Annotated in this window: 19 protein-coding genes and 1 pseudogene; 11 read left to right on the forward strand and 9 right to left on the reverse strand. The window is 68.2% G+C overall.

All coding sequences use genetic code 11. From position 1 onward, the window contains the following. The first annotated feature begins 56 nt into the window (after positions 1 to 56). On the forward strand, positions 57 to 1,265 hold the full coding sequence (gene hmpA, locus DIE21_RS13910) for an NO-inducible flavohemoprotein (protein WP_124498246.1): 1,209 nt from the start codon (positions 57 to 59) through the stop codon (positions 1,263 to 1,265). A 79-nt stretch (positions 1,266 to 1,344) separates the two neighbouring features. Here the strand turns inward: hmpA and DIE21_RS13915 are convergent, their stop codons facing one another. From DIE21_RS13915 to aroG, 3 genes are all read right to left on the reverse strand, one after another. Then, on the reverse strand, positions 1,345 to 1,734 hold the full coding sequence (locus DIE21_RS13915) for a type II toxin-antitoxin system VapC family toxin (RefSeq protein ID WP_124498247.1): 390 nt from the start codon (positions 1,732 to 1,734) through the stop codon (positions 1,345 to 1,347). Further along, positions 1,731 to 2,000, reverse strand: coding sequence for a type II toxin-antitoxin system Phd/YefM family antitoxin (locus tag DIE21_RS13920; RefSeq protein ID WP_124498248.1), 270 nt, complete (start codon positions 1,998 to 2,000; stop codon positions 1,731 to 1,733). The genes DIE21_RS13915 and DIE21_RS13920 overlap by 4 nt, the downstream gene beginning before the upstream one ends. A 125-nt stretch (positions 2,001 to 2,125) precedes the next feature. After that, positions 2,126 to 3,199, reverse strand: a complete 1,074-nt coding sequence (aroG, locus tag DIE21_RS13925; protein WP_124498249.1) for a 3-deoxy-7-phosphoheptulonate synthase AroG — start codon at positions 3,197 to 3,199, stop codon at positions 2,126 to 2,128. On the opposite strand from aroG, the gene DIE21_RS37195 reads away from it, so the two are divergent. Then, a complete protein-coding gene (locus DIE21_RS37195; protein WP_185640573.1) occupies positions 3,198 to 3,485 on the forward strand; it encodes a hypothetical protein in 288 nt (95 codons plus the stop codon). The genes aroG and DIE21_RS37195 overlap by 2 nt on opposite strands. A gap of 110 nt (positions 3,486 to 3,595) precedes the next feature. Here the strand turns inward: DIE21_RS37195 and tldD are convergent, their stop codons facing one another. From tldD to DIE21_RS13940, 3 genes are all read right to left on the reverse strand, one after another. Continuing rightward, entirely contained in the window at positions 3,596 to 5,062 is a 1,467-nt protein-coding gene (gene tldD, locus DIE21_RS13930; RefSeq protein ID WP_124498250.1) for a metalloprotease TldD, read from the reverse strand. A 93-nt stretch (positions 5,063 to 5,155) separates the two neighbouring features. Beyond that, positions 5,156 to 5,983: a carbon-nitrogen hydrolase family protein gene (locus tag DIE21_RS13935; protein ID WP_124498251.1), complete on the reverse strand. Its 828-nt coding sequence runs from the start codon at positions 5,981 to 5,983 to the stop codon at positions 5,156 to 5,158. Positions 5,984 to 6,034: 51 nt separating this feature from the next. Continuing rightward, positions 6,035 to 10,231, reverse strand: coding sequence for a YhdP family protein (locus tag DIE21_RS13940; RefSeq protein WP_124498252.1), 4,197 nt, complete (start codon positions 10,229 to 10,231; stop codon positions 6,035 to 6,037). A gap of 227 nt (positions 10,232 to 10,458) precedes the next feature. On the opposite strand from DIE21_RS13940, the gene glnE reads away from it, so the two are divergent. Then, positions 10,459 to 13,260 (forward strand): bifunctional [glutamate--ammonia ligase]-adenylyl-L-tyrosine phosphorylase/[glutamate--ammonia-ligase] adenylyltransferase, encoded by a 2,802-nt coding sequence (glnE, locus tag DIE21_RS13945; protein ID WP_124498253.1) that lies wholly within the window; start codon positions 10,459 to 10,461, stop codon positions 13,258 to 13,260. 121 nt (positions 13,261 to 13,381) lie between these two features. On the opposite strand, the gene recN is transcribed toward glnE, so the two are convergent. Continuing rightward, positions 13,382 to 15,031, reverse strand: coding sequence for a DNA repair protein RecN (recN, locus tag DIE21_RS13950; protein WP_124498254.1), 1,650 nt, complete (start codon positions 15,029 to 15,031; stop codon positions 13,382 to 13,384). A gap of 19 nt (positions 15,032 to 15,050) precedes the next feature. Further along, positions 15,051 to 15,953, reverse strand: a complete 903-nt coding sequence (locus DIE21_RS13955) for an NAD kinase (protein WP_124498255.1) — start codon at positions 15,951 to 15,953, stop codon at positions 15,051 to 15,053. A gap of 130 nt (positions 15,954 to 16,083) precedes the next feature. Between DIE21_RS13955 and hrcA the strand changes: the two genes are divergently transcribed. The 3 genes and pseudogenes from hrcA (at position 16,084) to DIE21_RS13975 (ending at position 18,723) form a co-directional block, all read left to right on the forward strand. Beyond that, positions 16,084 to 17,106 (forward strand): heat-inducible transcriptional repressor HrcA, encoded by a 1,023-nt coding sequence (hrcA, locus tag DIE21_RS13960; protein WP_011544637.1) that lies wholly within the window; start codon positions 16,084 to 16,086, stop codon positions 17,104 to 17,106. Positions 17,107 to 17,244: 138 nt separating this feature from the next. Further along, positions 17,245 to 18,309 (forward strand): ferrochelatase, encoded by a 1,065-nt coding sequence (gene hemH / locus DIE21_RS13970; protein WP_124498257.1) that lies wholly within the window; start codon positions 17,245 to 17,247, stop codon positions 18,307 to 18,309. Positions 18,310 to 18,314: 5 nt separating this feature from the next. Then, positions 18,315 to 18,723: pseudogene (locus DIE21_RS13975) on the forward strand (RNA-binding S4 domain-containing protein). Here the strand turns inward: DIE21_RS13975 and DIE21_RS37200 are convergent. Continuing rightward, the gene (locus DIE21_RS37200; RefSeq protein ID WP_006476841.1) at positions 18,695 to 18,856 is read right to left on the reverse strand and encodes a hypothetical protein; all 162 of its coding nucleotides are present in this window, start codon (positions 18,854 to 18,856) and stop codon (positions 18,695 to 18,697) included. The pseudogene DIE21_RS13975 and the gene DIE21_RS37200 overlap by 29 nt on opposite strands. 352 nt (positions 18,857 to 19,208) lie before the next feature. Here DIE21_RS37200 and grpE point away from each other — a divergent pair, with 352 nt between their 5' ends. The 5 genes from grpE to DIE21_RS14005 all read left to right on the forward strand — a co-directional run bounded on the left by grpE (position 19,209) and on the right by DIE21_RS14005 (position 25,621). Then, positions 19,209 to 19,754 (forward strand): nucleotide exchange factor GrpE, encoded by a 546-nt coding sequence (grpE, locus tag DIE21_RS13985; protein WP_124498258.1) that lies wholly within the window; start codon positions 19,209 to 19,211, stop codon positions 19,752 to 19,754. Positions 19,755 to 19,764: 10 nt separating this feature from the next. Next, the gene (locus tag DIE21_RS13990) at positions 19,765 to 20,205 is read left to right on the forward strand and encodes a thioredoxin family protein (RefSeq protein ID WP_124498259.1); all 441 of its coding nucleotides are present in this window, start codon (positions 19,765 to 19,767) and stop codon (positions 20,203 to 20,205) included. 148 nt (positions 20,206 to 20,353) lie between these two features. Beyond that, positions 20,354 to 22,306, forward strand: coding sequence for a molecular chaperone DnaK (gene dnaK / locus DIE21_RS13995; RefSeq protein ID WP_124498260.1), 1,953 nt, complete (start codon positions 20,354 to 20,356; stop codon positions 22,304 to 22,306). 254 nt (positions 22,307 to 22,560) lie between these two features. Next, the gene (gene dnaJ / locus DIE21_RS14000) at positions 22,561 to 23,697 is read left to right on the forward strand and encodes a molecular chaperone DnaJ (RefSeq protein WP_011656039.1); all 1,137 of its coding nucleotides are present in this window, start codon (positions 22,561 to 22,563) and stop codon (positions 23,695 to 23,697) included. Between the two features lie 4 nt (positions 23,698 to 23,701). Beyond that, complete coding sequence (locus tag DIE21_RS14005; protein WP_124498261.1) at positions 23,702 to 25,621, forward strand: chorismate-binding protein; 1,920 nt, start codon at positions 23,702 to 23,704, stop codon at positions 25,619 to 25,621. The last annotated feature ends 80 nt before the right edge of the window (positions 25,622 to 25,701 follow it).

Consider the following 25,701-nt stretch of genomic DNA (forward strand, 5'->3'; position numbering starts at 1 on the left):
GAGGGGCGTCGATTTTTAAAGATGTATCGTATGTGCATGTTTAACGGAGAACGAACATGACCCACATCACCGCTGATCAGATGGCTCGCGTGAAGGCCACTGCCCCTGTCCTCGCCGTGCATGGCGCGACGATCACGAAGCATTTCTACCAGCGCATGTTCGCGCGGCATCCGGAATTGAAGAACCTGTTCAACCAGACGCACCAGAAGACCGGCAGCCAGCCGGAAACGCTCGCGAAGGCGGTCTATGCGTATGCGGCGAACATCGACAACCTCGGCGCGCTCGGCGGTGCGGTGTCGCACATCGCGCACAAGCACGCGAGCCTGAACATCCGCCCGGAGCATTACCCGATCGTCGGCGAGAACCTGCTCGCGTCGATCGTCGAGGTGCTCGGCGACGCGGTCGATGCGGAGACGCTCGAGGCATGGCGCGTCGCGTACGGCCAGCTCGCGCAGATCCTGATCGGCGCCGAGGCCGACCTGTACGCGGGCGCCGCGTGGAGCGGCTTCCGTCCGTTCAAGGTCGCCCGCAAGGTGCGTGAAAGCGACGAGATCACGTCGTTCTACTTGACGCCCGCCGACGGCGGCGAGGCGCCGACCTTCGAGCCGGGCCAGTACATCACGGTGAAGCGCTTCGTGGGCGATCTCGGCGTCGACCAGCCGCGCCAGTACAGCCTGTCCGACGCGCCGCACGGCAAGTGGCTGCGCATCTCGGTGAAGCGCGAGGCCGGCCAGCCGGAAGCGATCCCGGCCGGCAAGGTATCGACGCTGATGCATGACGGCGTGGAGGAGGGCGCGATCGTCGAGGTGACCGCGCCGATGGGCGAATTCTCGCTGAAGCGCGGCGTCGATACGCCGGTCGTGCTGATCTCCGGCGGCGTCGGCCTGACGCCGATGGTGTCGATGGTATCGACGCTGGCCGGCGAGGGCAGCCGGCGTGAGGTGCGGTTCGTCCACGCATGCCGGTCGGGCGCGGTGCATGCGTTCCGCGACTGGCTGAACGATACGGTGCGCGAACACGCCAACTTCAAGCGCACGGTGCTGTACGAACTGGTCGGCCCGAACGACCGTGTCGGCGTCGATCACGACCTCGAGGGGCGCCTGACGCCGGAGCGCGTGAAGCACTATGCGCTGGTGCCGGATGCCGACTACTACATCTGCGGCCCGATCGCGTTCATGAAGGCGCAACGCGATGCATTGGTCGCGCTCGGCGTCGCGCCGGAGCGCATCAATACCGAGATCTTCGGCTCGGGTGCGCTCGAGTGAGAGCCTGACGGCCGGTTTCGGCCAAGGCAATGAGAAAGCCCGGCGCGAGCCGGGTTTTGATTTTGTGGCGGGCAGCGCGTCAGGCGCGCAGCATCAGCGTGGCGTGATAGCGCCACACCTTGGGATCGGCGCTGACGAGCGGCATGCCTTCATGGAGTGCCTGCGCGACCATCACGCGGTCGAACGGATCGGCATGATCCGGAAAATCGGGCAGTGCGGCGACACCTTCGACGTGATCGCTGCTGATCGGCAATTCCGCAAAACCGGCGAGCCGGAATGCCGAACGCGCATCGCGTGGATGGACGGGCAGATTGCCTTTGCGGTATTTGATCGCGATTTCCCAGATGGACGCGGCGCTAACGTACAGCGTGTTTTCAGGATGTTCGATCAATGCGGCCGCGGTCGCCGAAAGTTGAGGCACGCCTTCAGCCGCCCATAGTGCGATGTGCGTATCGAGCAGCAGCTTCACGGTGCGAGTCCCTCTTTCGAGCTCGCGTCGAAGTCGGCGGCGATCGATTCATCGCCGGCATTGAATGCCTCGACGGTTGTCGGGATGTTCAGCCCGGCAAGCAACTGACGGGCTGCACCGATCCGTTTTGGCGCAGCATAAGGAACGATCCGGGCAACCGGATGACCATTGCGGGCGATCACGACTTCGGATTCGCGCCCCAGTTCAAGCGCTTCGACAAGGCTTGAGAGCCGCGACTTGGCATCGTGCATGTTGACGGTCGGCATGGTCACCCTCCTTGGTTAGCTAGATAATGTTAGCTAGTCTAGCAGAGCGAAACGACGACCGCAGGCTGGCCGCATGACCAATCCGCCGCCAGGCGGGGTCATGCGGTTCAGCCTGTTTGCGCCCGTCAGTTGCCGCTGCCGCGCGCGACGCGGCGTGCCTTCACCGATTCCGCGAGGCCTTCGAGCACCTTCACGCTGTCGTCCCACGCGATGCACGCGTCGGTGATGCTCTGGCCGTAGGTCAGCGGGCAGCCTTCCTTCAGGTCCTGACGCCCCTCGACGAGGTGCGACTCGATCATCACGCCGACGATGCGCTCGTCGCCGGCCGCGACCTGGCGGCCGATGTCCGCGCACACGGGGATCTGGTTCTCGTGCTTCTTCGAGCTGTTCGCGTGGCTCGCGTCGATCATCAGGCGCGCGGCGAGGCCGGCCTTGCCGATGTCCGCGCACGCGGCGTTCACGCTGTCCGCGTCGTAGTTCGGCGTCTTGCCGCCGCGCAGGATCACGTGGCAGTCTTCATTGCCGGCCGTCGACACGATCGCCGAGTGGCCGCCCTTGGTCACCGACAGGAAATGGTGTGGCTGCGACGCGGCCTTGATCGCGTCGACCGCGATCTTCACGTTGCCGTCGGTGCCGTTCTTGAAGCCGACCGGGCACGACAGCCCCGACGCCAGCTCGCGGTGCACCTGCGACTCGGTCGTGCGCGCGCCGATCGCGCCCCACGAGATCAGGTCGGCGATGTACTGCGGGCTGATCATGTCGAGGTATTCGGTCGCGGCCGGCAGCCCCATCTCGTTGATCTGCAGCAGCAGTTCGCGTGCGGTGCGCAGCCCTTCGTTGATCTTGAAGCTGTTGTCCAGGTGCGGATCGTTGATGAGCCCCTTCCAGCCGACCGTCGTGCGCGGCTTCTCGAAGTACACGCGCATCACGATTTCCAGTTCGCCCGCGAAGCGCTCGCGCTCCTTCACGAGCCGCCCCGCATACTCGATCGCCGCCTTCGTATCGTGGATCGAGCACGGCCCGATCACGACGATCAGCCGGTCGTCCATCCCGTGCAGGATGCGGTGCATCGACTGGCGCGAGTTGTAGATCAGCTCGGACGCGGCCTCGGAGCACGCGAATTCGCGGATCAGGTGGGCGGGCGGCGTCAGTTCCTTGAGTTCGCGAATGCGGACGTCGTCGGTATTGTGCGGGGGCATGCTGTTTCTCCTTGTTTCCGGGCGCCGTTCGGTCAGTGGGCGTGCGGCAGATTCATCAATTCAGCTGATTCAGTGGTTTCGGTCGGGGCCGCGGGGCCCGCTGCGCAGCGACCGGGTGGCGAAGGGCGAAAAAAAACCGCCGGGTTCGCCGGCGGTTTTTTCGGGAATTTCGGTTGCGCTTCACGCGCCATCAACCCTCTCGATCCGCCAGCGGTCTGAGATGCCAAAAAAAGTAAAAATAAAACTTGGCGGACATGACGGAGATTCGGTTCGTCAAAAAAGTTGATTCGGAATTTATACCGCGTCGCCGGTCGGCTGGCAACCGGGGATGCTCAAAAATGCGGACAATCCGCGCGTATTCGTCAAAATGCGCGGATTGTCTGCGCCGCGATGCGGTTATGCCGTACCGCCGACCGTCATCTTGTCGATCCGCAGGGTCGGCTGGCCGACGCCGACCGGCACGCTCTGGCCTTCCTTGCCGCATACGCCGACGCCCGAGTCGAGCGACATGTCGTTGCCGATCATGCTCACGTACTTCAGCGATTCCGGGCCGCTGCCGATCAGCGTCGCGCCCTTCACCGGGTAGGTGACCTTGCCGTTCTCGATCATGTACGCCTCGGACGCCGAGAACACGAACTTGCCGTTCGTGATGTCGACCTGGCCGCCGCCGAAGTTCACCGCGTACAGGCCGTTCTTCACCGACGCGATGATTTCCTGCGGATCCTTGTCGCCGTTCAGCATGTACGTGTTGGTCATGCGCGGCATCGGCAGCGCCGCATACGACTCGCGCCGCGCGTTGCCGGTGACGGGCATCTTCATCAGGCGCGCGTTCAGCGTGTCCTGGATGTAGCCCTTCAGGATGCCGTCCTCGATCAGCGTCGTGCACTGCGTCGGGTTGCCTTCGTCGTCGATGTTCAGCGAGCCGCGGCGGTTCGGCAGCGTGCCGTCGTCGACCACCGTCACACCCTTGGCGGCAACCTGCTCGCCGATCCGGCCGGCGAATGCCGACGAACCCTTGCGGTTGAAGTCGCCCTCGAGACCGTGGCCGATCGCCTCGTGCAGCAGCACGCCCGGCCAGCCCGGCCCGAGCACGACCGTCATCGCGCCGGCCGGCGCGGGGCGCGCGTCGAGGTTCACGAGCGCCGCGTGCACGGCGTCGTCGACGTAGCGCGACAGCACGTCATCGGTGAAGTAGCCGTAGTCGAAGCGGCCGCCGCCGCCGCCGGAGCCGATCTCGCGGCGGCCGTTCTGTTCGGCGATCACCGTGACCGACACGCGCACGAGCGGGCGGATGTCGGCCGCGAGCGCGCCGTCGCTGCGCGCGACCAGCACGACGTCGTATTCGCCGGCGAGGCCCGCCATCACCTGCGTGACGCGCGGATCCCGGCCGCGCGCCATCTGCTCGATGCGCTCGAGCAGCTTGACCTTGGCGGTCGCGTCGAGCGATGCGAGCGGATCGGACGGCAGGTACAGGTCGCGGCCCGAGATGCCCTTCAGCGACGTCGCGGCCTTGATCTTCTGGCGGCCGCCGCCGGCCGCCGCGATCGCCTTGGTGGCCGCGGCCGCCTGCGCGATGGCTTCCGGCGACAGGTCGTCCGAGTAAGCGAACGCGGTGCGGTCGCCCGCGACCGCGCGCACGCCGACGCCCTGGTCGATGCTGAAGCTGCCCGACTTCACGATGCCTTCCTCGAGGCTCCACGCTTCGCTGCGGGTCGCCTGGAAGTACAGGTCCGCGTAGTCGACGCGATGCGTGAAGATGTCGGCGATCGTGCGCGTGAGCAGGCTCTCGTCGAGGCCGTACGGCGTGAGGAGGATGTCCTTCGCCAGCGCAAGATTGCGGATGCCGGGTTCGATGATGTTCATGCGGGTATCGAGGGTTCTCAAAAAGTTGTCGGGTGCGTTCTGGGCAGATGGGTTGGCCGGGCGGCGTTTCAAGCGCCGAGGCGTTTCAGCGGTTCAGGCCAGCACGCGATGCCGCCACGCGGGCAGGCTCTGGCGCACGTCGGCGATGCGCTGCGGATCGAGCGCGCCGGACACGACGCTCGCGCCCTCGTCGCGGACCGCGACGATCTCGCCCCATGGGTCGATCAGCATGCTGTGGCCCCAGGTGCGCCGGCCGTTCTCGTGCTTGCCGCCCTGCGCGGCCGCGAGCACGTAGCACTGGTTCTCGACGGCCCGCGCGCGCAGCAGCATTTCCCAGTGCGCGCGGCCCGTCGTATACGTAAACGCGGACGGCACGACGATCAGCGCGCAGTCGCCCATCCTGCGATACAGCTCCGGAAAGCGCAGATCGTAACAGACCGACAGGCCGACCCGTCCGAACGGCGCGTCGAACGCGACGACCGTATCGCCCGCGCGGATCGTGCGCGCCTCATCGAATGATTCGTCGCCTTTCTCGAAGTTGAACAGGTGGATCTTGTCGTAGCGGGCCGCCTCCTGGCCGTTCGGGTCGAACACGAGCGTCGTGTTCAGCACGCGATCGGGTTCCGGCGCCTTCAGCGGCAGCGTGCCGCCGATCACCCAGATGCCGTGACGGTGCGCGGCCTGCGCGAGAAACCGCTGGATCGGACCGTCGCGGTAAGGTTCGGCGAGTGCGAGCTTGTCGGTGTCGCGGTGGCCCATGAAGCAGAAATACTCGGGCAGCAGCACGAGCTGCGCGCCGTCGCCGGCCGCTTCCGCGATCAGGCGGCCGGCTTCGGCGAGATTGCGCGTGACGTCCGGCGTGCTCACCATTTGCAGCGCGGCGACCCGAAAGGGCGTGGCGGAACGGGTGTGATCGGTCATCGCAGGATCGGTTGCGTCATAAATGGGGTGCGGCCCGGCACCATCGAGCGATCAATGGGTCGCCGCATCGGCCGGACCGTGATTCATCTTACCCTGATCGCCCCGCACCCGCTCGATGTGCGGATGCGCCCACGAGCCCGTGATCGTGTAGTCGAGTGCGAACGCGTGCGACAGCGTCTCCGACAGCGCGTAGTTCGCGGCCAGCACGCCGACGCCGAGCAGCGGATTGATGATGGCCGCTCCGATCGCGGCCGCGCCCGCACTGATCTTCGGCGCGACGTGCGCACGCAGGTCCTGCGTCTCGGTGCCGAGATCGACCGCGCCGCGCACTGTCACGTTCGCCGGCGCCGTCGTCATCGAGAAGTCGTCGGTGCGCGCGATCCCGTTCGAGATCCGGCTGGTGCCCGTGATCCTGTCGAACGGCAGCCCCTTGCCGATCACGTCGCGGAAATTCAGCGTCAGGAAGCGCGCGAGGCTCTGCAGGCTCAGCACGCCGAGCAGTTTCGCGGCGCCCGGATCGACCTTCAGGATCTGGCCGTGCTCCAGATCCAGCGCGACCTGGCCGCCGAACGACGGGAGATCGACCGCGGTCGGGCCGCCGCGCCAGCCGACCTTGCCGGTCACCGTGCCGTGGCCGTCCGCGAGCGTGCGCGGCAGGCCGACGCGGTCGAGCAGCGCGCCCGCGTTGCCGATGTCGAGCTTGAAGTCGAACACGCTGCGGCGCGGCGCGTCGTTTTCGTCGACGCCGCGCGCCAGCGCGCGGCGCGACGTGCGCCAGTTGCCGGTCGCCGTCAGCTTCGCGGCCGGGTTCGCCAGCTCGAGCTTGTCGAGCTGCCACACGGGCGCGCCGTCCTCGTCGATGTTGCGCGCATTGACGACGAGCCGGCCGATGTCGTGATCGCGCGCGACGACCTGGTCGACGATCAGGTCGACCGACGGTATCGGCCGGTCGGTCGGCGTCGGCAGGTTCATCGCGCGGCCGACGAGGTCGTGCTGCGCGCTCTGCGGAATCACGAGCTTCGCGAGCCGCGCGTTCAGCACGCCCGCGCCGTTGTGGCCGCCGCCCGGCGCCCACGACAGGTAGCCCGAGACCTGGTTCGACGCGATGTTCGCCTGCCACAGCTCGTCGACGTGCGACGCGCCGATGATCACGTTCTCCCAGTTGCGCTTGAGCAGCTTCAGCGTGCCGAAGTGGAGCGCGAAGCGCTTCGGCGTGAAGCTCGCGACGTCGATGCGCGGCGCGGCCTGCTCCGGCGCGCGCGGCGTGTCGCGCTGCAGCGTGTGAGCCAGCGCGAGCCACGCGTCGGCGTCCAGTTCGTCGACGTCGACGGCGGCGCTCACGCCGTCCTGCGGCAGGTCGGGCATCCGGTGGATGCCCATCGCGCCGCGTACCGCGCGCAGCGGCTGGCCGCGCGTCGCGTCGAGCAGGTAGGTCGCGGACACGGGGCCGAGCGTCAGGTCGGCGTGTTCGAGGCGCTTGCCGTCCGCCTGCGCGGCCGGCTGCAGCGTGAAGCGGAACGGCATCGGCGTGCCGGCCGGCTTCGCGAACGGCGCCGGGAAGTTCAGTGCGACGCCCGTCAGGTCGGAATGCGCGGCGATTTCCGGCAGGCGGCCCGGCGCGCCGCGCACGGCGAGCCGGTACGGCGCGTCGCCGACCACGTGCTCGAGCAGCGCCGCGGCCGTGCCGCGCAGGTTCAGCCCGCGCGCGGCGTCGAGCGCGAGCTTGCCGTCGACGTTCACCGCGTACGGGCCGTGCGACTGGAAGTTGCCGTTCGCGTGCACCGGGCCGCCGAGGAAGCGCCCTGACAGGTCGTGCAGCGACGCGCCGGCTTCGGTGAAGCGCACGCTGCCGCGCAGCGCCGACAATGGCGGCACGCCGTCGGTCGACAGCGTGTTGCCGCCGAATGCAAGCGCGCCTTCGACGTGCGTATGCGGATGCGGAACGTGCTGCGGAATCGTGATCTTGAGCGCGAGCGCCGCGGGCCCCTGCGCATCGATCCGCTGGCCGATGTGCCCGCTCATCGTGCCGAGCGAGCTGTTGTCCGCGTAGTCGATCAGATCCGCGAGCGGGCCTTGCGCATGGCCGTCGATGACGAGCGGCGACTTCGACGGGTTGCCGAGATCGTCGATCCGGCCGGCGACCTTCGTCAGCGCGACGCGCTTGTAGCGCGCGCGCGCGATGTCGAAGCGCAGCTTGTTCTGCGCGAGCTCGAACACGCCGTCGATTCCGTCGAGCGCCGGCCAGACGCTCGGTGTGCCGTTCGCGAGCTTGCGCGGCGGGTACGGCGTCGGCTCGAAGCGCCCGCCGGTGAACGGCGCGACGATATGGAACACGCCGGCATCCGGCTGGTGTTCGAACGGGAATTTCTCGAGCGGGCCGCGCGCGACGATCGACGCGCCCTTGGTCACCTGGCCGGCCTGTAGCGCATGGCCGAGATAGTCGCGCAGATGCTCGGACATCCCGGTCGGCAGGTAGCGCGGAATGCGCGCCACCGACGCGCGCGCGAAATCCGCGCGCAGGTCGAGCGTGCCGCGGCCGTGGCCGGGGTTCGTGTACGAGCCCGACACCGCGATCTCGGCATCGGGGTTCGTGACGAAGAGGTCGGGCAACGTCACGTCGACGCGCGCGTGCTTCTCGCCCGGCGCCGGCGTGATCACCCATTTCGCGTTGCCGCGCAGCCGGTCGAAGGTCAGGCGCGGCTCGTCGAATTCGCCGGGCACCGTGACCGCCGCGTTGACCGTGTCGAAGTGCGCGCTGCCGCCGGTTTCGTTCGCGTCGATGCGGCCCCACAGGTTCTCGACGCCCGGCCAGCCGGCGCGCGGATGGCCGCGCGGCGACAGGCCCGGCGGTGGCTCCTGCGCGGCGATGCTGATGCCCTGCAGATCGCCGAGAAAGCGGTAGCGGACGATCGGCGCGGAACCCGTGCGCCGTTCTTCGTCGGCGAGATCGGCCCGCGCCGGCTTCGCGCGTTCGACCTCGATGTGATAGTTCGACACCATCCCGCGCGGGTCGAGCTTGATCAGCTCGTTGCGCAGGCGCGCCGGCAGCGGCAGCCCGCGGATGAACTCGCTGAGGATGCCGAGATCGACGCGGTCGCCGACGACGCTCAGCAACTGCCCCTGGTCGGCGGCCGGCACGCGGTAGCGGGCGGTCAGCGTCGACAGCGCGAGCGAGCGGGCGAGCGGCGTGCCGTCCGGCAGCGGCGGCTGGCCGAGCGCCGCGTTGAAGCGCGTCAGGTGCAGCGTGTAGTCGCGGCCGGCGTTCAGCGCCATGTCCCAGCCGAACCCGACCGTCGGCACGTCGAGGCGCGGCTGGGTCGGCCGCACGCGCAGCACGACGTCGGCGCCCTGCAGGTCGCCGCCCGCGGAGCGCAGGTGGCCGTCCTGGAAGGTCGCCCAGATCGCGTTGTCGATCCGGCCCGCGTGGATCGTGAGCGGGATGTCGAGATAGCGGCCGAGCGTCTGCAGGTCGACCGGGCCGGTCGACAGATAGGCGTCGCCGGTCCAGTTCGTCGGCTTGCCGATCGGCGCGAGCGGCTTGTGCCTGAAGCGCGCGCGGAAGTCGAGCGGGCCGAGCAGCAAGGTGCCGTTCGCGGGGGCCTGAAGCGCGGCCTTGTGTTCGCGGCCGTGGTTGAGCACCGCGAGGCGGATGCCCGACAGTGCGAGCTCCGGCGCGTCGTGCTGCGCGTCGCGCCAGCGTAGCGTGCCGTTGCGCAGCACGATCGCTTCCTGCTTCAGCAGCCACGTGCTGAACGTGTCGTTGCCGCCGTGGGTGGTCGCGACGCCGACGCCCGCGACGGTCAGCGAGCCGTCGGCCGCGCGGGCGACGACGAGGTCGGGGTGGTCGACGATCAGGCTCGACAGCGCGGGCGACAGCCGCAGCAGCGACATCCACGACAGCGCGGCCGTCGCGTGCGGGACCGACAGCGCGATCCGGCCGTCACGGCCGCGAATGGTGAGGTTGGTGACTTCGACGCCCGGCTGCATGCCGGACCAGTTCGGAGACAGCTTGCCGATCGAAAGCTGCGCGTGGAGCTTGTCGGACACCGCGCGCTCGATGCGCGGCCGGTATTCGTCGATGCGCGGCAGCAGCACGTAGCGCAGCCCGAGGAATGCGCCGGACGCGATGAAGTAGGTGCCGATCCCGACTGCCAGCGTCACCCTGAACACGCGACGCAAGACCGGGTGATCGTGCTTCGGAGGTCCCGCTTCGGGCGCAGCTACGGCGGATTCCTGACGGTCGGACATGCGGCGGAAGGGCGGCGATATGGTAGTTTTGCAGACTGACGTTGAAATGTATCACAGGGGTTCGTGCCGGCGGCCGTTGCGGCAGCACGGCACGGGCTTTCCGGCGCGCGGTTTCGCGGCGGCGCATCCGCGTCGCGACACCGCGCCGAGTCCAAGGGGCCTGTCGGCAGCGGGGCGCGCACGTGTCGCCCCGCGGCGGCGGGCCTTACCGCCAGGCCCGCTTTTCGATGACCGACGCTTCCACCCTGATCAGCCCGTCCTACTCCCGCTACATCGCCCGCGCGGCCGCCGCGCGTCCTGCGCTGTCCGACCAGATCGCCGCGTGGGCCGCCGCGCCGCTTTCCCGCGCGCGGCTCGACGCGCGCCTGACCGAGCTGCTCGCGCCGCCGGCCGGCACGGCCGCGCCGGGCGACGAGCAGCTGAAGCGCGCGCTGCGGCAGTTGCGTGTCGAGGTGTTCGGCGCGGTCGCGGAGCGCGACCTGCGCGGCCTCGCCGATGTCGCCGAGGTGACGGCCGCGATGACCGATCTCGCCGAAGTGGCCGTGCAGCGCTCGCTCGCGCTGCTGTCGGCCGAGCTCGAGGCGATGTACGGCGAGCCGCGTGGCGCCGACGGCCAGCGCGTCGTGCTCGGCGTGGTCGGGATGGGCAAGCTCGGCGGCCGCGAGCTGAACGTGTCGTCGGACATCGACCTGATCTTCGTCTACGAGGACGACGGCGAGACGGCCGGCGGCACGCGCTCGCCGCTGTCCACCCAGGAGTACTTCACGCGGCTCGGGCGGCGCCTGATCGGCGTGCTGTCCGAGGTCACGGCCGACGGCTATGTGTTTCGCGTCGACATGCGGCTGCGTCCGAACGGCGATTCGGGGCCGCTCGTCTGCAGCCTCGGGATGCTCGAGGAATATTTCTACGTGCAGGGGCGCGAATGGGAGCGCTACGCGTGGATCAAGGGCCGGCTCGTGTCGGAAGGCGACAGCGACGCGGCGCAGCGGCTGGAGGCGCAGCTCGAATCGATCGTCAAGCCGTTCGTGTACCGCCGCTATCTTGACTTCGGCGTGATCGGCGCGATCCGTTCGCTGCACCAGCAGATTCGCCAGGAAGCCGCGCGCCGCGCGTCGATGCGGCCCGACAAGGCCGACGACATCAAGCTCGGGCGCGGCGGGATCCGCGAGATCGAATTCAGCGCGCAGGTGTTCCAGCTGATCCGCGGCGGCCAGGATGCGGAATTCCGCGTGCGGCCCACGCTCGCGGTGCTGCGCCATGCGCAGGCGCGGGGGCTGATCGGCGAGGACGTGCGCGAGCGCCTGACCGGCGCCTATAACTTCCTGCGCACGCTCGAGCACCGGCTCCAGTACCGCGACGACGCGCAGACGCACGCGATGCCGGTCGATCCGGACGAGCGCGCGGCGCTGGCCGCGTCGCTCGGCTTTGCGGACTACGCGGCGCTGATGACGGTGCTCGATGGCTATCGCACCTTCGTCGAGGCGCAGTTCGACCAGATTTTCGCGGACAAGGTGAGCGGTGGCCCCTGTGCGGCGGGCGAGGACACGTCGGCCGGGTGGATCTGGAGCGGGGCGCTCGCCGACGACGGCGAAGACGACACGCTGCTCGCGCGCCTCGATGGCCTGGGCTTCGCCGATCCGGCGACCGTGCTCGCGCGGCTGCGCGCGATCTGGCAGTCGTCGCGCTACGCGGGCCTGCCGGAAAAGAGCCGGCAGCGCTTCGACAGCGTCGCGCAGCGCGCGCTCGAGGCCGCGCCGCGAATCGACGCCGCGCGCCGCGACGACACCATCGTGCGGCTGTTCGACCTGCTCGAGACGGTCAGCCGGCGCGGCGTCTATCTCGCGCTCCTGACCGAGTACCCGGCCGCGCTCGACCGCGTGCTGTCGGTGCTCGGCGCGACGCGCTGGGGCGGCGGCTACCTGATCCGCCATCCGCAGCTGCTTGACGAACTGCTCGACGACGAAGCGATCGCGAGCCCGTTCGACTGGCCCGCATTCAAGGATGCACTGCGTGCGCGCCTGGCGGCAGCCGACGGCCCCGAGCAGCAGATGGACCTGCTGCGGCATGCGCAGCATGCGGAGGTGTTCCGCATCCTGCTGATCGATCTGGCGGGCCAGCTGTCGGTCGAGCACGTGAGCGACCGCCTGTCCGAACTCGCCGACGCGGTGCTCGACGTGACGATCGAAGTGGTCTGGTCGCAGCTCGCGAAGCGCCATCGCGACGTGCCGAAGTTCGCGGTGATCGCGTACGGCAAGCTCGGCGGCAAGGAGCTCGGCTACGCATCGGATCTCGACCTGATCTTCCTGTACGACGACTCCGACGAGCGCTCGGCGGACGTCTACACGACGTTCACGCGACGGCTGATCACGTGGCTCACGACCGCGACCGGCGCGGGCGCGCTGTTCGACATCGACCTGCGGCTGCGGCCGAACGGCGAGGCCGGGCTGCTCGTGACCGATCTCGACGCGTTCCGCCGCTACCAGCTGCGCGAGGGTGATGCGGCGAACACCGCGTGGGTGTGGGAGCACCAGGCGCTGACGCGCGCCCGCTACAGCGCGGGCGACGCGCAGATCGGCGCGGACTTCGAGGCGATCCGCCAGCAGGTGCTGACGACGCCGCGCGACGGGGCGGTGCTCGCGAAGGAAATCGTCGACATGCGCGGCAAGGTGTTCGCGGGCCATCCGAACCAGACCGAGCTGTTCGACCTGAAGCACGATCGCGGCGGGATGGTCGACATCGAGTTCATCGTCCAGTATTGGGTGCTGCTGCATGCGTCGAGCGATGCCGAGCTGATCCGCAACACCGGCAACATCGCGCTGCTGCGCGAGGTCGCGCGGTTCGGGCTGATGGGCGAGGACGAGGCCGAGCGTGTCGGCGCCGCGTACCGCCAGTACCGGAAGCTGCAGCACAAGCTGCGGCTCGACGGGATGGAGAAGGCGCGGGTCGATCCGGGCCTGGTGGCCGACGAGCGGGCGGCCGTGACGGCGCTGTGGGAGCGCGTGTTCGGGGCGGTCGAAACGGGCGTTTGAGTCGAACGTTCGACTCTGCGGGGCAGGGCGGGCGCCGATCGAGCGGCCGCTTTCCGCATCAGGAGACCGGCGCATGCGCCGGTCTTTTCGCATTCGACGAACGGATAGCGGGGTGGGCGCGTCAGGCCGCCAGCATTTCCTTCGCGTGCTTGCGCGTAGTCGCCGTGATCTCGAGCCCGCCGAGCATCCGCGCGACTTCCTCGACCCGGCTCGCCTTGTCGAGCGGGACGACCGACGAGACGGTGCCGCCGCGGTCGTCGGCGCCCTTCGCGACCTGGAAGTGATGATCGCCGCGCGCGGCGACCTGCGGCAGGTGCGTCACGCACAGCACCTGGCGGTCGCGCCCGAGCTGGTGCAGCAGGCGGCCGACCACTTCGGCGACGCCGCCGCCGATCCCCGTGTCGACTTCGTCGAAAATCAGCGTCGGCGTCGGGCTTGCCGCGCTCGCGATCACCGCGAGCGCGAGGCTGATCCGCGCGAGTTCGCCGCCCGACGCGACTTTGGCGAGCGGCCGCAGCGGCACGCCGGGGTGCCCGGCGACCCGGAATTCGACCTGCTCGAGCCCGTGCGGGCCACCGTCGGCGAGCGGCACGAGCGCGACTTCGAAGCTGCCGCCCGCCATCGACAGTTCCTGCATGCCGGCCGTGACGGCCGTGCCGAGCGCCTTCGCGGCCTGCGCGCGCGCTTTCGACAGGTGCCTCGCGTCGGCGAGATAGGCGTCCCATGCCTTCGACTGTGCGGCATCGAGCGCGCCGAGATCGGCAGCCGCGTCGAGCGCGGCCAGTTGCGCGCGGCGTGCCGCATGTTCCTCGTGCAGCGTGCCGGGCGGCAGCCGGAACTTGCGGGCGGTCGAGTGCAGCGCGTCGAGGCGCGTTTCGACCTGCGCGAGCCGGGCCGGGTCGAGATCGAGGCGCTGCGCGTAGTGCGACAGCGAATAGACGGCTTCCTGCAGCTGGATCTCGGCCGGCTCGAGCGACGCGAGCGCATCGCCGAGCCCCGTGTCGTAGTCGGCCAGGCTGCGCAGCTTCGACACGATCGCGCCGAGCTGCGGGAGCATCGCGTCGTCGGCTTCCGACAGCGCGTTGAGCGCGCCCTGCACGCCGGCGATCAGGTTCGCCGAGTGCGACAGCCGCTTGTGCTCGCTGCCGACCTCGTCCCATTCGCCCGGTTGCGGCGCGAGCTTGTCGAGCTCGGCGAGCTGCCAGGCGAGTTTTTCGCGTTCGAGCTGCAGTTCGCGCTCGTGCGCCTTCGCGGCGTCGATCGCCTGCGTCGCGTCGCGCCATACGCGCCACGCGCGGGCGACGTTCGCGGCATCGGCGACGAGGCCTGCGTGCGTGTCGAACAGCTCGCGCTGCGCGTCGGGCCGCATCAGCAACTGGTGCGCGTGCTGGCCGTGGATGTCGACCAGCATCTCGCCGAGCTCGCGCAGCTGCGCGAGCGTCGCACTGGTGCCGTTGATGAACGCGCGCGAGCGGCCGTTCGCGTCGATCACGCGGCGCAGCATCACGGTGTCCTCGGCGTCGAACGCATGTTCGTCGAGCCAGCGCGCGACGCGGTCGTGCGGCGTGAATTCGGCGGTGATGTCGGCGCGGCCGCAGCCCGCGCGCACGACGCTCGCGTCGGCGCGTTCGCCGAGGGCGAGGGCGAGGGCGTCGATCAGGATCGATTTGCCGGCGCCGGTTTCGCCGGAAAAGACGGTAAAGCCGCTGTCGAATTCAAGATCGAGCGCGGCGACGATGACGAAGTCGCGAATCGAGAGGTGGCGGAGCATGGTGTCGGGCGGGGGTGCGTCAGGACGCCTTGTCGTCTTCGTTCGATGCGTGTTCGTTCCAGTGCAGCTTCTTGCGCAGCGTTGCGTAGTAGCTGTAGCCGACCGGGTGCAGGAACGGCACCGTGTGCTTCGAGCGGCGCACCTCGATCGTGTCGTTCAGCTCGAGCGCGGTGAACGACTGCATGTCGAAGTTCACGTTGACGTCGCGGCCGCCGACGATCTGGATCGCGATCTTCGAATCGTCGGGCAGCACGATCGGCCGGTTCGACAGCGCATGCGGCGCGATCGGCACGAGCACGATGCCCTGGAGTTGCGGATGCAGGATCGGGCCGGCCGACGACAGCGCATACGCGGTCGAGCCGGTCGGCGTCGCGACGATCAGGCCATCCGAGCGCTGGTTATACATGTACCGGCCGTCGACCGACGCGCGCAGCTCGACCATCCCGGAAAAGCCGCTGCGGTTCACGACGACGTCGTTGAACGCGAGCGCGTGGTAGATCGGTTCACCGTCGCGCACGATCCGGGCCTCGAGCAGCGAGCGCTCCTCGCGCTCGAACTTGCCCGACAGGATCACTGGAACGCGCGCCTGCATGTCGGCGGCCGCGATGTCCGTGATGAAGCCGAGCCGCCCGTGGTTGATCCCGATCAGCGGCGTCTTGTACGGCGCGAGCTGGCGGCCGATGCCGAGCATCGTGCCGTCGCCGCCGAGCACGACCGCCACGTCCGCGCGCGCCCCGATTTCCGCCGGGGTGAGCGCCGGATAGCCGGAGATGCCGATCTCGCGCGCGGTGTCGGCTTCGAACACGACCTCGAAGCCGAGCTTCGCGATGCAGCCAGCCAGCGTGGCGAGCGGCTCGGCGATGCCGGGCGTGTTGCTCCGGCCGACGAGCGCGACGGTGTTGAACTGATTACCGGTTTTCATGCCGGCATTACACCATAGCTCGTTGACGAAAAGAACCGGCTGTGCGCAGACGGGGCCGGATCGGTCAGCCCGCGCGACTGTGGCCGCGGCCACTCGCCGTGCTCGCGCGGTTGCGCTAAAATTTTCCATCATGCTAGATCCTCGCGCACGAACCCTCCTGAAAACCCTGATCGAACGGTATATCGCCGACGGTCAGCCGGTCGGCTCGCGCACGTTGTCCCGTTACTCCGGGCTCGAGCTGAGCCCGGCAACGATCCGCAACGTGATGTCCGACCTGGAGGAGCTCGGCCTCGTGTCGAGCCCGCACACGTCGGCCGGCCGCGTGCCGACGCCGCGCGGCTACCGCCTGTTCGTCGACACGATGCTGACGGTCGAGGCGCCGATCGACGCCGAAGCCGTGGCGCGCCAGGTACAGAACACGCTGCAGGCCGGCGAGCCGCAGCAGCGGGTCGTGGCGGCCGCCGCGAGCGTGCTGTCGAACCTGTCGCAGTTCGCGGGCGTCGTGCTGACGCCGCGCCGCAGCCACGTGTTCAAGCAGATCGAGTTCATGCGCCTGTCGGACAAGCGCATCCTGCTGATCATCGTCACGCCCGAGGGCGACGTGCAGAACCGGATGCTCGCGACGCCGCGCGACTATTCGCCGTCGCAGCTGACCGAGGCGTCCAACTACATCAATGCGCATTTCGCCGGGCTGTCGTTCGACGAGGTGCGCCGCCGCCTGCGTGACGAGATCGACCAGTTGCGCGGCGACATGACCACGCTGATGCACGCGGCCGTGACGGCCAGCACCGAGGTGCCCGACACCGAGGACACCGTGCTCATTTCCGGCGAGCGCAACCTGCTCGAAGTGGCGGATCTGTCGTCCGACATGGCGCGGCTGCGCAAGCTGTTCGACGTGTTCGACCAAAAGACGGGCCTCCTGCAACTGCTCGACGTGTCGAGCCACGCCCAGGGCGTGCAGATCTTCATCGGCGGCGAATCGACGCTCGTGCCGATCGAGGAGATGAGCGTCGTCACCGCTCCATACGAGGTGAACGGCCAGATCGTCGGCACGCTCGGCGTGATCGGGCCGACCCGCATGGCTTACAACCGCGTGATCCCGATCGTCGACATCACCGCGCGCCTGCTGTCGCTCACGCTGAGCCAGCAGTAACCTGGAGCGACACCGTCCCGCCATCGTGCCGCGGCGCCGCGCGCGCCGCCAGTCGGCCGAACGGCCAGCCGACCCGAGCGAGGCGGCCCGCTATAATTGAGGGCCGTCCGACTGCGTGCCCCGAGCACGTTCCTGCCCATGCGTTTCGATCTTGAGCCGCCTTCGAGCGTCGCGGCTGCCCATCGCATCGGCGTGCTGCTGATCAATCTCGGCACGCCAGACGCCCCGACGCCGCGCGCGGTGCGGCGCTATCTGGCCGAATTCCTGTCGGATCCCCGCGTCGTCGAAATCCCGCAGGTCGTCTGGCAGGTGTTGCTGCGCGCGCTGATCCTGCCGCTGCGCGGCCGCGCGTCCGCGAAGAAATACGCGGCCGTCTGGATGCCCGAGGGCTCGCCGCTGCGCGTATACACCGAGCGCCAGGCCGACGGCGTGCGCCACCTGCTGGCCTCGAACGGCTATCAGGTGACGGTCGACTACGCGATGCGCTACGGCAGCCCGAACATTGCACAGGCGCTCGCGCACTTCAAGCGTGCCGGCGTCGAGCGCGTGCTGCTGATGCCGATGTATCCGCAGTACTCGGCGTCCACCACCGCGACGGCATTCGATGCCGCGTTCGCCGCGCTCGCGCGGATGCGCAACCAGCCGGAAGTGCGCACGGTGCGGCAGTACGCCGACCATCCGGCCTACATTCACGCGCTGGCCGAGCAGGTGCGCCAGTACTGGGCGCAGCACGGCCGGCCCGATTTCGCGGCCGGCGACAAGCTGGTGCTGAGCTTTCACGGCGTGCCGAAACGCACGCTCGACCTGGGCGACCCCTATCATGACCAGTGCCAGCAGACGGGCGCGCTGCTGATGGCCGTGCTCGGGCTGTCGACGCTCGAGTGCCGCGTGACGTTCCAGTCGCGGTTCGGCAAGGCCGAGTGGCTGCAGCCGTACACGGCGCCGACGCTGCGCGAGCTCGGCGAGGCCGGCGTGCGGCGAGCGGACGTGTTCTGTCCCGGTTTTACGGCCGATTGCCTGGAGACGATCGAGGAGATCGGGATGGAGGTGCGCGACGCGTTCATCGCGGGCGGCGGCCAGGCGTTCCACCGGATTCCGTGCCTGAACGGCGCGCCCGCGTGGATCGGCGCGGTGGGCGAGATCGTCGCCGAGAATCTGCAGGGCTGGCCGGTGAAGGCCGCGCAGCCCGAAACGGTGAGTTGAACGCGATGAACTACAGGATTTCGACGGAACCCGGCAGCGAAGCTGCGCATCGACAAATGGCTGTGGGCGGCCCGCTTCTTCAAGACGCGCTCGCTCGCGTCCGACGCGGTCGACAAGGGCCACGTGAAGATCGGCGGCGCGGCGGTCAAGCCGGCGAAGGACGTGCGCGTCGGCGACGAGGTCGAGATTGCGATCGATGGTGTCGTCTGGCACATTGCCGTGCTGGGCATTTGCGACGTGCGCGGGCCCGCGAGCATCGCGCAGACGCTTTACCAGGAAATGGAAGCGGGGCGCGTCGCGCGGCTCGCCGAACTGGAACGGCGCCGCACGTATCGCGAGCCGGCGGCGGAACTGCACGGCCGGCCGACCAAGCGCGACCGGCGCATCATCGACAGATTTTCTGGTGGGAGCTGAACATCTGGTCGAACGTCGCCCGCGCGCTTCCGTATTCGGTCGTGCGGTCGGTGACGGCTCCGGACAGGCAGATGGTGGTGGTGCCGGCAATCAGTACCAGCGCGACCACCGATATGGCAAAGGTCAGTTTCACGGTACTCGCCTCTCGGGACGGGTGAATGCGGCGCCAGGTGGATGTCAGGCGGCGGTCAGCTAGGGTAAACACGCTTTTCCGACGCTTCACTGGAGTGTAGTTCAGCGCCCTGTGCCGGGCTAGTACTTGCCCGGTAAGCGTTGTTACAGGCCGTTTCCGCCGATTTGGCGGCAAATGCGCGCAATCGGGCGGCATGCGGCGCGGTTGTTTCTCGGCATTGGCGAATGCCGGCGAATAACCCTCTTGAAATTGCAGTTTTCGCCCTTATTTGCCCCAACAATGTGCGGTGCCGCCGGATATACGGTCCGGCGGTTGCCGATTTGGCTTCAACCTCTAATCGACTTTCAGCGACATGGAAAACACGCAAGAGAACCCGGCTACCCAATCGGCCGAAGACATCGGCAGCGAGAAGCAGGCGGCGCAAGGCGCCGCTCCCGCCGCCGAAGCAGCCGACGCGGCGCTCGCGGACGCTCAAGCCAAGGTCGCCGAGCTGCAGGAGAGCTTCCTCCGGGCGAAGGCCGAGACCGAGAACGTGCGCCGCCGCGCGCAGGATGACGTCTCGAAGGCGCACAAGTTTGCGATCGAGAGCTTTGCCGAGCACCTGCTGCCCGTGCTGGACAGCCTCGAGGCCGCCGTCGGCGACACGTCCGGCGACATCGCGAAGGTGCGCGAAGGCGTCGAGCTGACGCTGCGCCAGCTGACGAGCGCGCTCGATAAGGGCCGTGTCGTCGCGATCAACCCGGTCGGCGAAAAGTTCGATCCGCACCAGCACCAGGCGATTTCGATGGTGCCCGCCGAGCAGGAGCCGAACACCGTCGTCACCGTGCTGCAAAAGGGCTACATGATCGCCGACCGCGTCCTGCGCCCGGCGCTCGTCACGGTCGCGCAGCCGAAGTAAGGCTGCCGCGATGGTTCCCGCCGGCGTCGATCCGGCCGCGTTCGACACGTTCGACATGCAGGCGCTCGCCGCCGACACGTTCGACGCCGGGATCGCCGGCGCCGGCGATGCACTCGCCGTGGTGTTCTTCTGGGGCGTCGACTGCTTCAACTGCGAGATCGCGAAGAAGGCGCTGCTCGCCCAGCCGGACGCGATCCGCGCGCTGGGCCTGAAGTGGTTCCATTGCAACGTGTACGAACACCATGAGCTGGGGCGCCGCTTCGGCCTGCACGGCGTGCCGACGTGGTTCTTTTTCCACCGCGGCAAGCGGCTCGGCCGCGCGACCGGCTGGCATGGCCTCGCGCAGTTCCAGGCGGCGGTGTCGGCGGCGCGCGCGAAGATCGCGGCGGCGGCCGGCGCGCCGTCGGACGGCAACGGCGGTCCGCACGATCCGGCTACCGGCGGCGATTGAAAAAATTTAATATCCGCATCGCCTGGCGGGTCTTGAAAACGGACCGGCCGGACGCATTTCGGGAACAGAGTTGAATTCTGGCGCGCGAAACCACCCAAAAACGCGGGGTTTCGCGCAGCAAACAAGCATTTCTGGAGATTAGGAAAAAATGGGAAAGATCATTGGTATTGACCTCGGCACCACGAACTCGTGCGTCGCCATCATGGAAGGCAACCAGGTCAAGGTCATCGAGAACTCGGAAGGCGCGCGCACGACGCCGTCGATCATCGCCTACATGGATGATAACGAAGTGCTCGTCGGCGCGCCGGCCAAGCGTCAGTCGGTGACCAACCCGAAGAACACGCTGTTCGCGGTGAAGCGCCTGATCGGCCGCCGCTTCGAAGAGAAGGAAGTCCAGAAGGACATCGGCCTGATGCCGTACACCATCGTCAAGGCCGACAACGGCGACGCATGGGTCGAGGCACACGGCGAGAAGCTCGCACCGCCGCAGGTTTCGGCGGAAGTGCTGCGCAAGATGAAGAAGACGGCCGAAGACTACCTCGGCGAGCCGGTCACGGAAGCCGTGATCACGGTGCCGGCGTACTTCAACGACAGCCAGCGCCAGGCGACCAAGGACGCCGGCCGCATCGCGGGCCTCGAAGTCAAGCGGATCATCAACGAGCCGACCGCGGCCGCGCTCGCGTTCGGTCTTGACAAGGTCGAGAAGGGCGACCGCAAGATCGCCGTGTATGACCTTGGCGGCGGCACGTTCGACGTGTCGATCATCGAGATCGCGGACGTCGACGGCGAAATGCAGTTCGAAGTGCTGTCGACCAACGGCGACACGTTCCTCGGCGGCGAGGACTTCGACCAGCGCATCATCGATTACATCATCGGCGAGTTCAAGAAGGAGCAGGGCGTCGACCTGTCGAAGGACGTGCTCGCGCTGCAGCGCCTGAAGGAAGCCGCTGAAAAGGCGAAGATCGAGCTGTCGTCGAGCCAGCAGACCGAAATCAACCTGCCGTACATCACGGCGGACGCGTCGGGCCCGAAGCACTTGAACCTGAAGATCACCCGCGCGAAGCTGGAAGCGCTGGTGGAAGACCTCGTCGAGCGCACGATCGAACCGTGCCGCATCGCGATCAAGGACGCCGGCGTCAAGGTGTCGGACATCGACGACGTGATCCTGGTCGGCGGCCAGACGCGCATGCCGAAGGTGCTGGAAAAGGTGAAGGAGTTCTTCGGCAAGGATCCGCGCCGTGACGTGAACCCGGACGAAGCAGTCGCAGTCGGCGCGGCGATCCAGGGCCAGGTCCTGTCGGGCGACCGCAAGGACGTGCTGCTGCTCGACGTGACCCCGCTGTCGCTCGGTATCGAGACGCTCGGCGGCGTGATGACGAAGATGATCAGCAAGAACACGACGATCCCGACGAAGCACGCCCAAGTGTATTCGACGGCGGACGACAACCAGTCGGCCGTGACGATCAAGGTGTTCCAGGGCGAACGCGAGATGGCGGCAGGCAACAAGCTGCTCGGCGAGTTCAACCTCGAAGGTATCCCGCCGTCGCCGCGCGGCGTGCCGCAGATCGAAGTGACCTTCGACATCGACGCGAACGGCATCCTGCACGTCGGCGCGAAGGACAAGGCGACCGGCAAGGAAAACAAGATCACGATCAAGGCGAACTCGGGCCTGTCCGACGCTGAAATCGACCAGATGATCAAGGACGCGGAAGCGAACGCGGCGGAAGACCACAAGCTGCGCGAGCTGGCCGATTCGCGCAACCAGGGCGATGCGCTGGTCCACAGCACGAAGAAGGCGCTCACCGAGTACGGCGACAAGCTGGACGCGGGCGAGAAGGAGAAGATCGAAGCGGCGCTGAAGTCGCTCGAGGACGTCCTGAAAGAGTCGTCGGCCGACAAGGCGGCGATCGACGCGAAGGTCGAGGAACTCGGTCAGGCTTCGCAGAAGCTCGGCGAAAAGATGTACGCCGACATGCAGGCGCAGCAGGCCGGTGCGGCCGGCGCGGCGGGTGCAGCGGAAGGCGCGGCCCACGCGGGCGGTGCTCAGCAGGCTGCCGACGACGTCGTCGACGCCGAATTCAAGGAAGTGAAGAAGGACTAAGCCGGGTTGCCATGGCACCGCACGCCGCGCGCGAGACGCGCGCGGCGCGGCTGAACAGCGGTCTGTCTTTCCCTTCCGGATGGCCGGATCGACTCCACGCCTGGCGGGCTTCGCGGCCCTCCGGGCACATTTGTTTTTTGGCGGGTGCTGCGCGAGCCGTCCGCGGACGGCGCAGCGCCAGACGAGTCGAGAGACTTTACTGCGGGCGAAAGGAGCCGCCGCGTGCGTGACGCGCGACGGCACAGTGAATCGATATGGCGAAACGGGATTACTACGAGGTTCTGGGCGTCGCAAAGAATGCGAGCGACGACGAAATCAAGAAGGCATATCGCAAGCTTGCGATGAAGTATCACCCTGACCGCAATCCGGACAGCAAGGATGCGGAAGAGCATTTCAAGGAGGCGAAGGAAGCCTATGAAATGCTGTCGGACGGCCAGAAGCGGGCGGCGTACGACCAGTACGGCCACGCGGGCGTCGATCCGAACATGGGTGGGGCGGGCGGCCAGGGTTTCGGCGGCTTCGCGGATGCGTTCGGCGACATCTTCGGCGACATCTTCGGTCAGGCCGCGGGCGGTGCCGCGCGCGGCGGCCGCGGCGGCCCGCAGGTATATCGCGGTGCCGACCTGCGCTACAGCATGGAAATCACGCTCGAGCAGGCCGCGCACGGCTACGACACGCAGATCCGCGTGCCGAGCTGGGTGTCGTGCGAAGTCTGTCACGGGTCGGGTGCGAAGCCCGGCACGAAGCCGGAAACCTGCCCGACCTGTCACGGCCAGGGCACGGTGCGCATGTCGCAGGGCTTCTTCAGCATCCAGCAGACCTGCCCGAAGTGTCACGGCACCGGCACCTACATCCCTGAACCGTGCGTGCACTGCCACGGGTCGGGCAAGGTGAAGGAAACCAAGACGCTCGAAGTGAAGATCCCGGCCGGCATCGACGACGGGATGCGGATCCGCTCGGCCGGCAACGGCGAGCCGGGCATCAACGGCGGGCCGCCGGGCGACCTGTACGTCGAGATCCACATCAAGCCGCACTCGGTGTTCGAGCGCGACGGCGACGATCTGCACTGCCAGATGCCGATCCCGTTCACGACCGCCGCACTCGGCGGCGAGATCGAGGTGCCGACGCTGGCCGGCCGTGCGTCGTTCCCGGTGCCGGAAGGCACGCAGTCGGGCAAGACGTTCCGCCTGCGCGGCAAGGGGATCAAGGGTCTGCGTTCGAGCATCGCGGGCGATCTGTACGTGCACGTGCAGGTCGAGACGCCCGTGAAGCTGACCGACCAGCAGCGCGACCTGCTCAAGCAGTTCGAGAAGTCGCTGGCCGAGGGCGGTGCGCGTCACAGCCCGCAGAGCAAGAGCTGGTTCGACCGGGTGAAGAGCTTCTTCGAGTAACGGCATGACTGAAGGCAACGAGAGCGCGTCGTTCGCGCTCTTGGACGATTGCGACTCGACCGCGTCCGCGCGGTCGAGCCGGTTGTATTCCGGTTTCGTGCGCGAACGCGTATGCACGGATCCGGCACGGCTCGACGAAGTCGATGCGGCGGTGGCGCAGGATCTGCGTGACGGGCTGCATGCGGTCGTCGTCGGCGATTACGAATTCGGACGCAATCTGGAAAGAGCGCAGCCGGGCCATGCCCCGCTGCGCTTTTTGCTGTATGCGCGCTGCGAACGCCTGTCGCGCGACGAAGTCGACGCGTGGCTCGCGCGGCAGGATGGCGGCGGCCCGCCGTCGATCGCGGGCGTCGCGCACGTCGCGAAGAGCGTGTCGCGCGACGCGTTCGACGCGGCGATCTCAGCGGTGCACGACGCGCTGCGCGCGGGCGATTCGTACCAGATCAACTACACGTACCGGCTGAATTTCGACATGTTCGGCACGCCGCCGGCGCTGTACCGGCGGCTGCGTGCGCGTCAGCCCGTGCGTTACGGCGCGCTGATCGCACTGCCCGACGGCGCGTGGGTCGTGTCGTGCTCGCCGGAGTTGTTCGTCGAGAGGCATGGCGACGTGCTGCGCGCGCGGCCGATGAAGGGCACCGCGCCGCGCGCTGCCGATCCGCGCGACGATGCGGCGGCGGCCGCGTTTCTTGCGAACGATCCGAAGAACCGCGCGGAAAACGTGATGATCGTCGACCTGCTGCGCAACGACGTGTCGCGGATCGCGCGCACGGGCACGGTCAAGGTGCCGGCGCTGTTCTCGGTCGAGCCGTATGCGTCGGTGTGGCAGATGACGTCGACGGTCGAGGCCGGCTGGCGCGACGGCACCACGTTCGCGCAGATGCTGCGCGCGCTGTTTCCGTGCGGATCGATCACCGGCGCGCCGAAGCACAAGACGATGGAACTGATCGACGCGATCGAGTCGACGCCGCGCGGCCTCTACACGGGCGCGATCGGCTGGCTCGATGCGCTGAAGGAAGACCGGTCGACAGGCGATGCGTCGTCCGACGGCGCGGCCGGCTGCGGCGATTTCTGCCTGTCGGTCGCGATCCGGACGCTGACGCTCGAAGCGGTCGGTGTCGATGCCGCCGCGACGATCGACGCGCGCGACGCGGCAACGGCCGCTGCCGGCCGGCGGCGCGGCACGATGGGCGTCGGCGCGGGCATCGTGCTCGACAGCGTCGCCGCCGACGAATATGCGGAGTGCGAATTGAAAGCGCGATTCCTGACCGACGCCGATCCCGGCTTCCAGCTGTTCGAAACCACGGCCGCGACGCGTGCGGACGGCATCCGGCATTTCGAGCGCCATCTTGCGCGGCTGCAGCGCAGCGCGGATGCGTTCGGTTTTCGCTTCGACGCCGAGGCGTTGCGCCGCGAGGTCGGCGCGCGCTGTGCGGCGCTCGACGGCGACGGCCCGTACCGGATGAAACTCGCGCTCGCGAAGGACGGCACGGTCGACATCACGGCAGCCGTGCTGAAGCCGCTGCCTGCGGGGCCGGTCGGCGTGATGCTCGCGTCCGCGCACGGCTTCGCACCGACCCGCACGGACGACGCGCTGCTGCTGCACAAGACGACGCGCCGTGCCGAATACGACCGTGCATGGCAGGCGGCGGAAGCACTCGGCGGCTTCGACATGCTGTTCGTCAATGAACGCGGCGAGGTGACGGAAGGCGGGCGCTCGAACCTGTTCGTGAAGCTCGACGGCCGGTGGGTGACGCCGCCGCTGGCGAGCGGCGTGCTGCCGGGCGTGATGCGCGGCGTGCTGCTCGACGACCGCGCGTTCGGCGCGGTGGAACGTGTCGTCATATGCGACGACCTTGCGCGCGCGGAAGCGCTGCTGCTGACCAATGCATTGCGCGGCGCGCTCGACGCGGTATTGAAGTGACACGATGACCGATCGGGCCGCAAACCCGAGCCGGCGCCGCCGAGATTCGGCAACACGGCATCCAATCAAAAAAGCGCGGC

The organism is Burkholderia sp. Bp9140 (assembly GCF_003853425.1).
In the GTDB taxonomy this organism is placed as follows: domain Bacteria; phylum Pseudomonadota; class Gammaproteobacteria; order Burkholderiales; family Burkholderiaceae; genus Burkholderia.

Excerpts from the sequence above, each read along its gene's own strand:
- hmpA (WP_124498246.1), top strand. The coding sequence starts at position 57 with ATGACCCACATCACCGCTGATCAGATGGCTCGCGTGAAGGCCACTGCC.
- DIE21_RS13920 (WP_124498248.1), bottom strand. The coding sequence starts at position 2,000 with ATGCCGACCGTCAACATGCACGATGCCAAGTCGCGGCTCTCAAGCCTT.
- DIE21_RS37195 (WP_185640573.1), top strand. The coding sequence starts at position 3,198 with ATGCTGTTTCTCCTTGTTTCCGGGCGCCGTTCGGTCAGTGGGCGTGCG.
- aroG (WP_124498249.1), bottom strand. The coding sequence starts at position 3,199 with ATGCCCCCGCACAATACCGACGACGTCCGCATTCGCGAACTCAAGGAA.
- tldD (WP_124498250.1), bottom strand. The coding sequence starts at position 5,062 with ATGAACATCATCGAACCCGGCATCCGCAATCTTGCGCTGGCGAAGGAC.
- DIE21_RS13935 (WP_124498251.1), bottom strand. The coding sequence starts at position 5,983 with ATGACCGATCACACCCGTTCCGCCACGCCCTTTCGGGTCGCCGCGCTG.
- DIE21_RS13940 (WP_124498252.1), bottom strand. The coding sequence starts at position 10,231 with ATGTCCGACCGTCAGGAATCCGCCGTAGCTGCGCCCGAAGCGGGACCT.
- glnE (WP_124498253.1), top strand. The coding sequence starts at position 10,459 with ATGACCGACGCTTCCACCCTGATCAGCCCGTCCTACTCCCGCTACATC.
- recN (WP_124498254.1), bottom strand. The coding sequence starts at position 15,031 with ATGCTCCGCCACCTCTCGATTCGCGACTTCGTCATCGTCGCCGCGCTC.
- DIE21_RS13955 (WP_124498255.1), bottom strand. The coding sequence starts at position 15,953 with ATGAAAACCGGTAATCAGTTCAACACCGTCGCGCTCGTCGGCCGGAGC.
- hrcA (WP_011544637.1), top strand. The coding sequence starts at position 16,084 with ATGCTAGATCCTCGCGCACGAACCCTCCTGAAAACCCTGATCGAACGG.
- hemH (WP_124498257.1), top strand. The coding sequence starts at position 17,245 with ATGCGTTTCGATCTTGAGCCGCCTTCGAGCGTCGCGGCTGCCCATCGC.
- grpE (WP_124498258.1), top strand. The coding sequence starts at position 19,209 with ATGGAAAACACGCAAGAGAACCCGGCTACCCAATCGGCCGAAGACATC.
- DIE21_RS13990 (WP_124498259.1), top strand. The coding sequence starts at position 19,765 with ATGGTTCCCGCCGGCGTCGATCCGGCCGCGTTCGACACGTTCGACATG.
- dnaK (WP_124498260.1), top strand. The coding sequence starts at position 20,354 with ATGGGAAAGATCATTGGTATTGACCTCGGCACCACGAACTCGTGCGTC.
- dnaJ (WP_011656039.1), top strand. The coding sequence starts at position 22,561 with ATGGCGAAACGGGATTACTACGAGGTTCTGGGCGTCGCAAAGAATGCG.
- DIE21_RS14005 (WP_124498261.1), top strand. The coding sequence starts at position 23,702 with ATGACTGAAGGCAACGAGAGCGCGTCGTTCGCGCTCTTGGACGATTGC.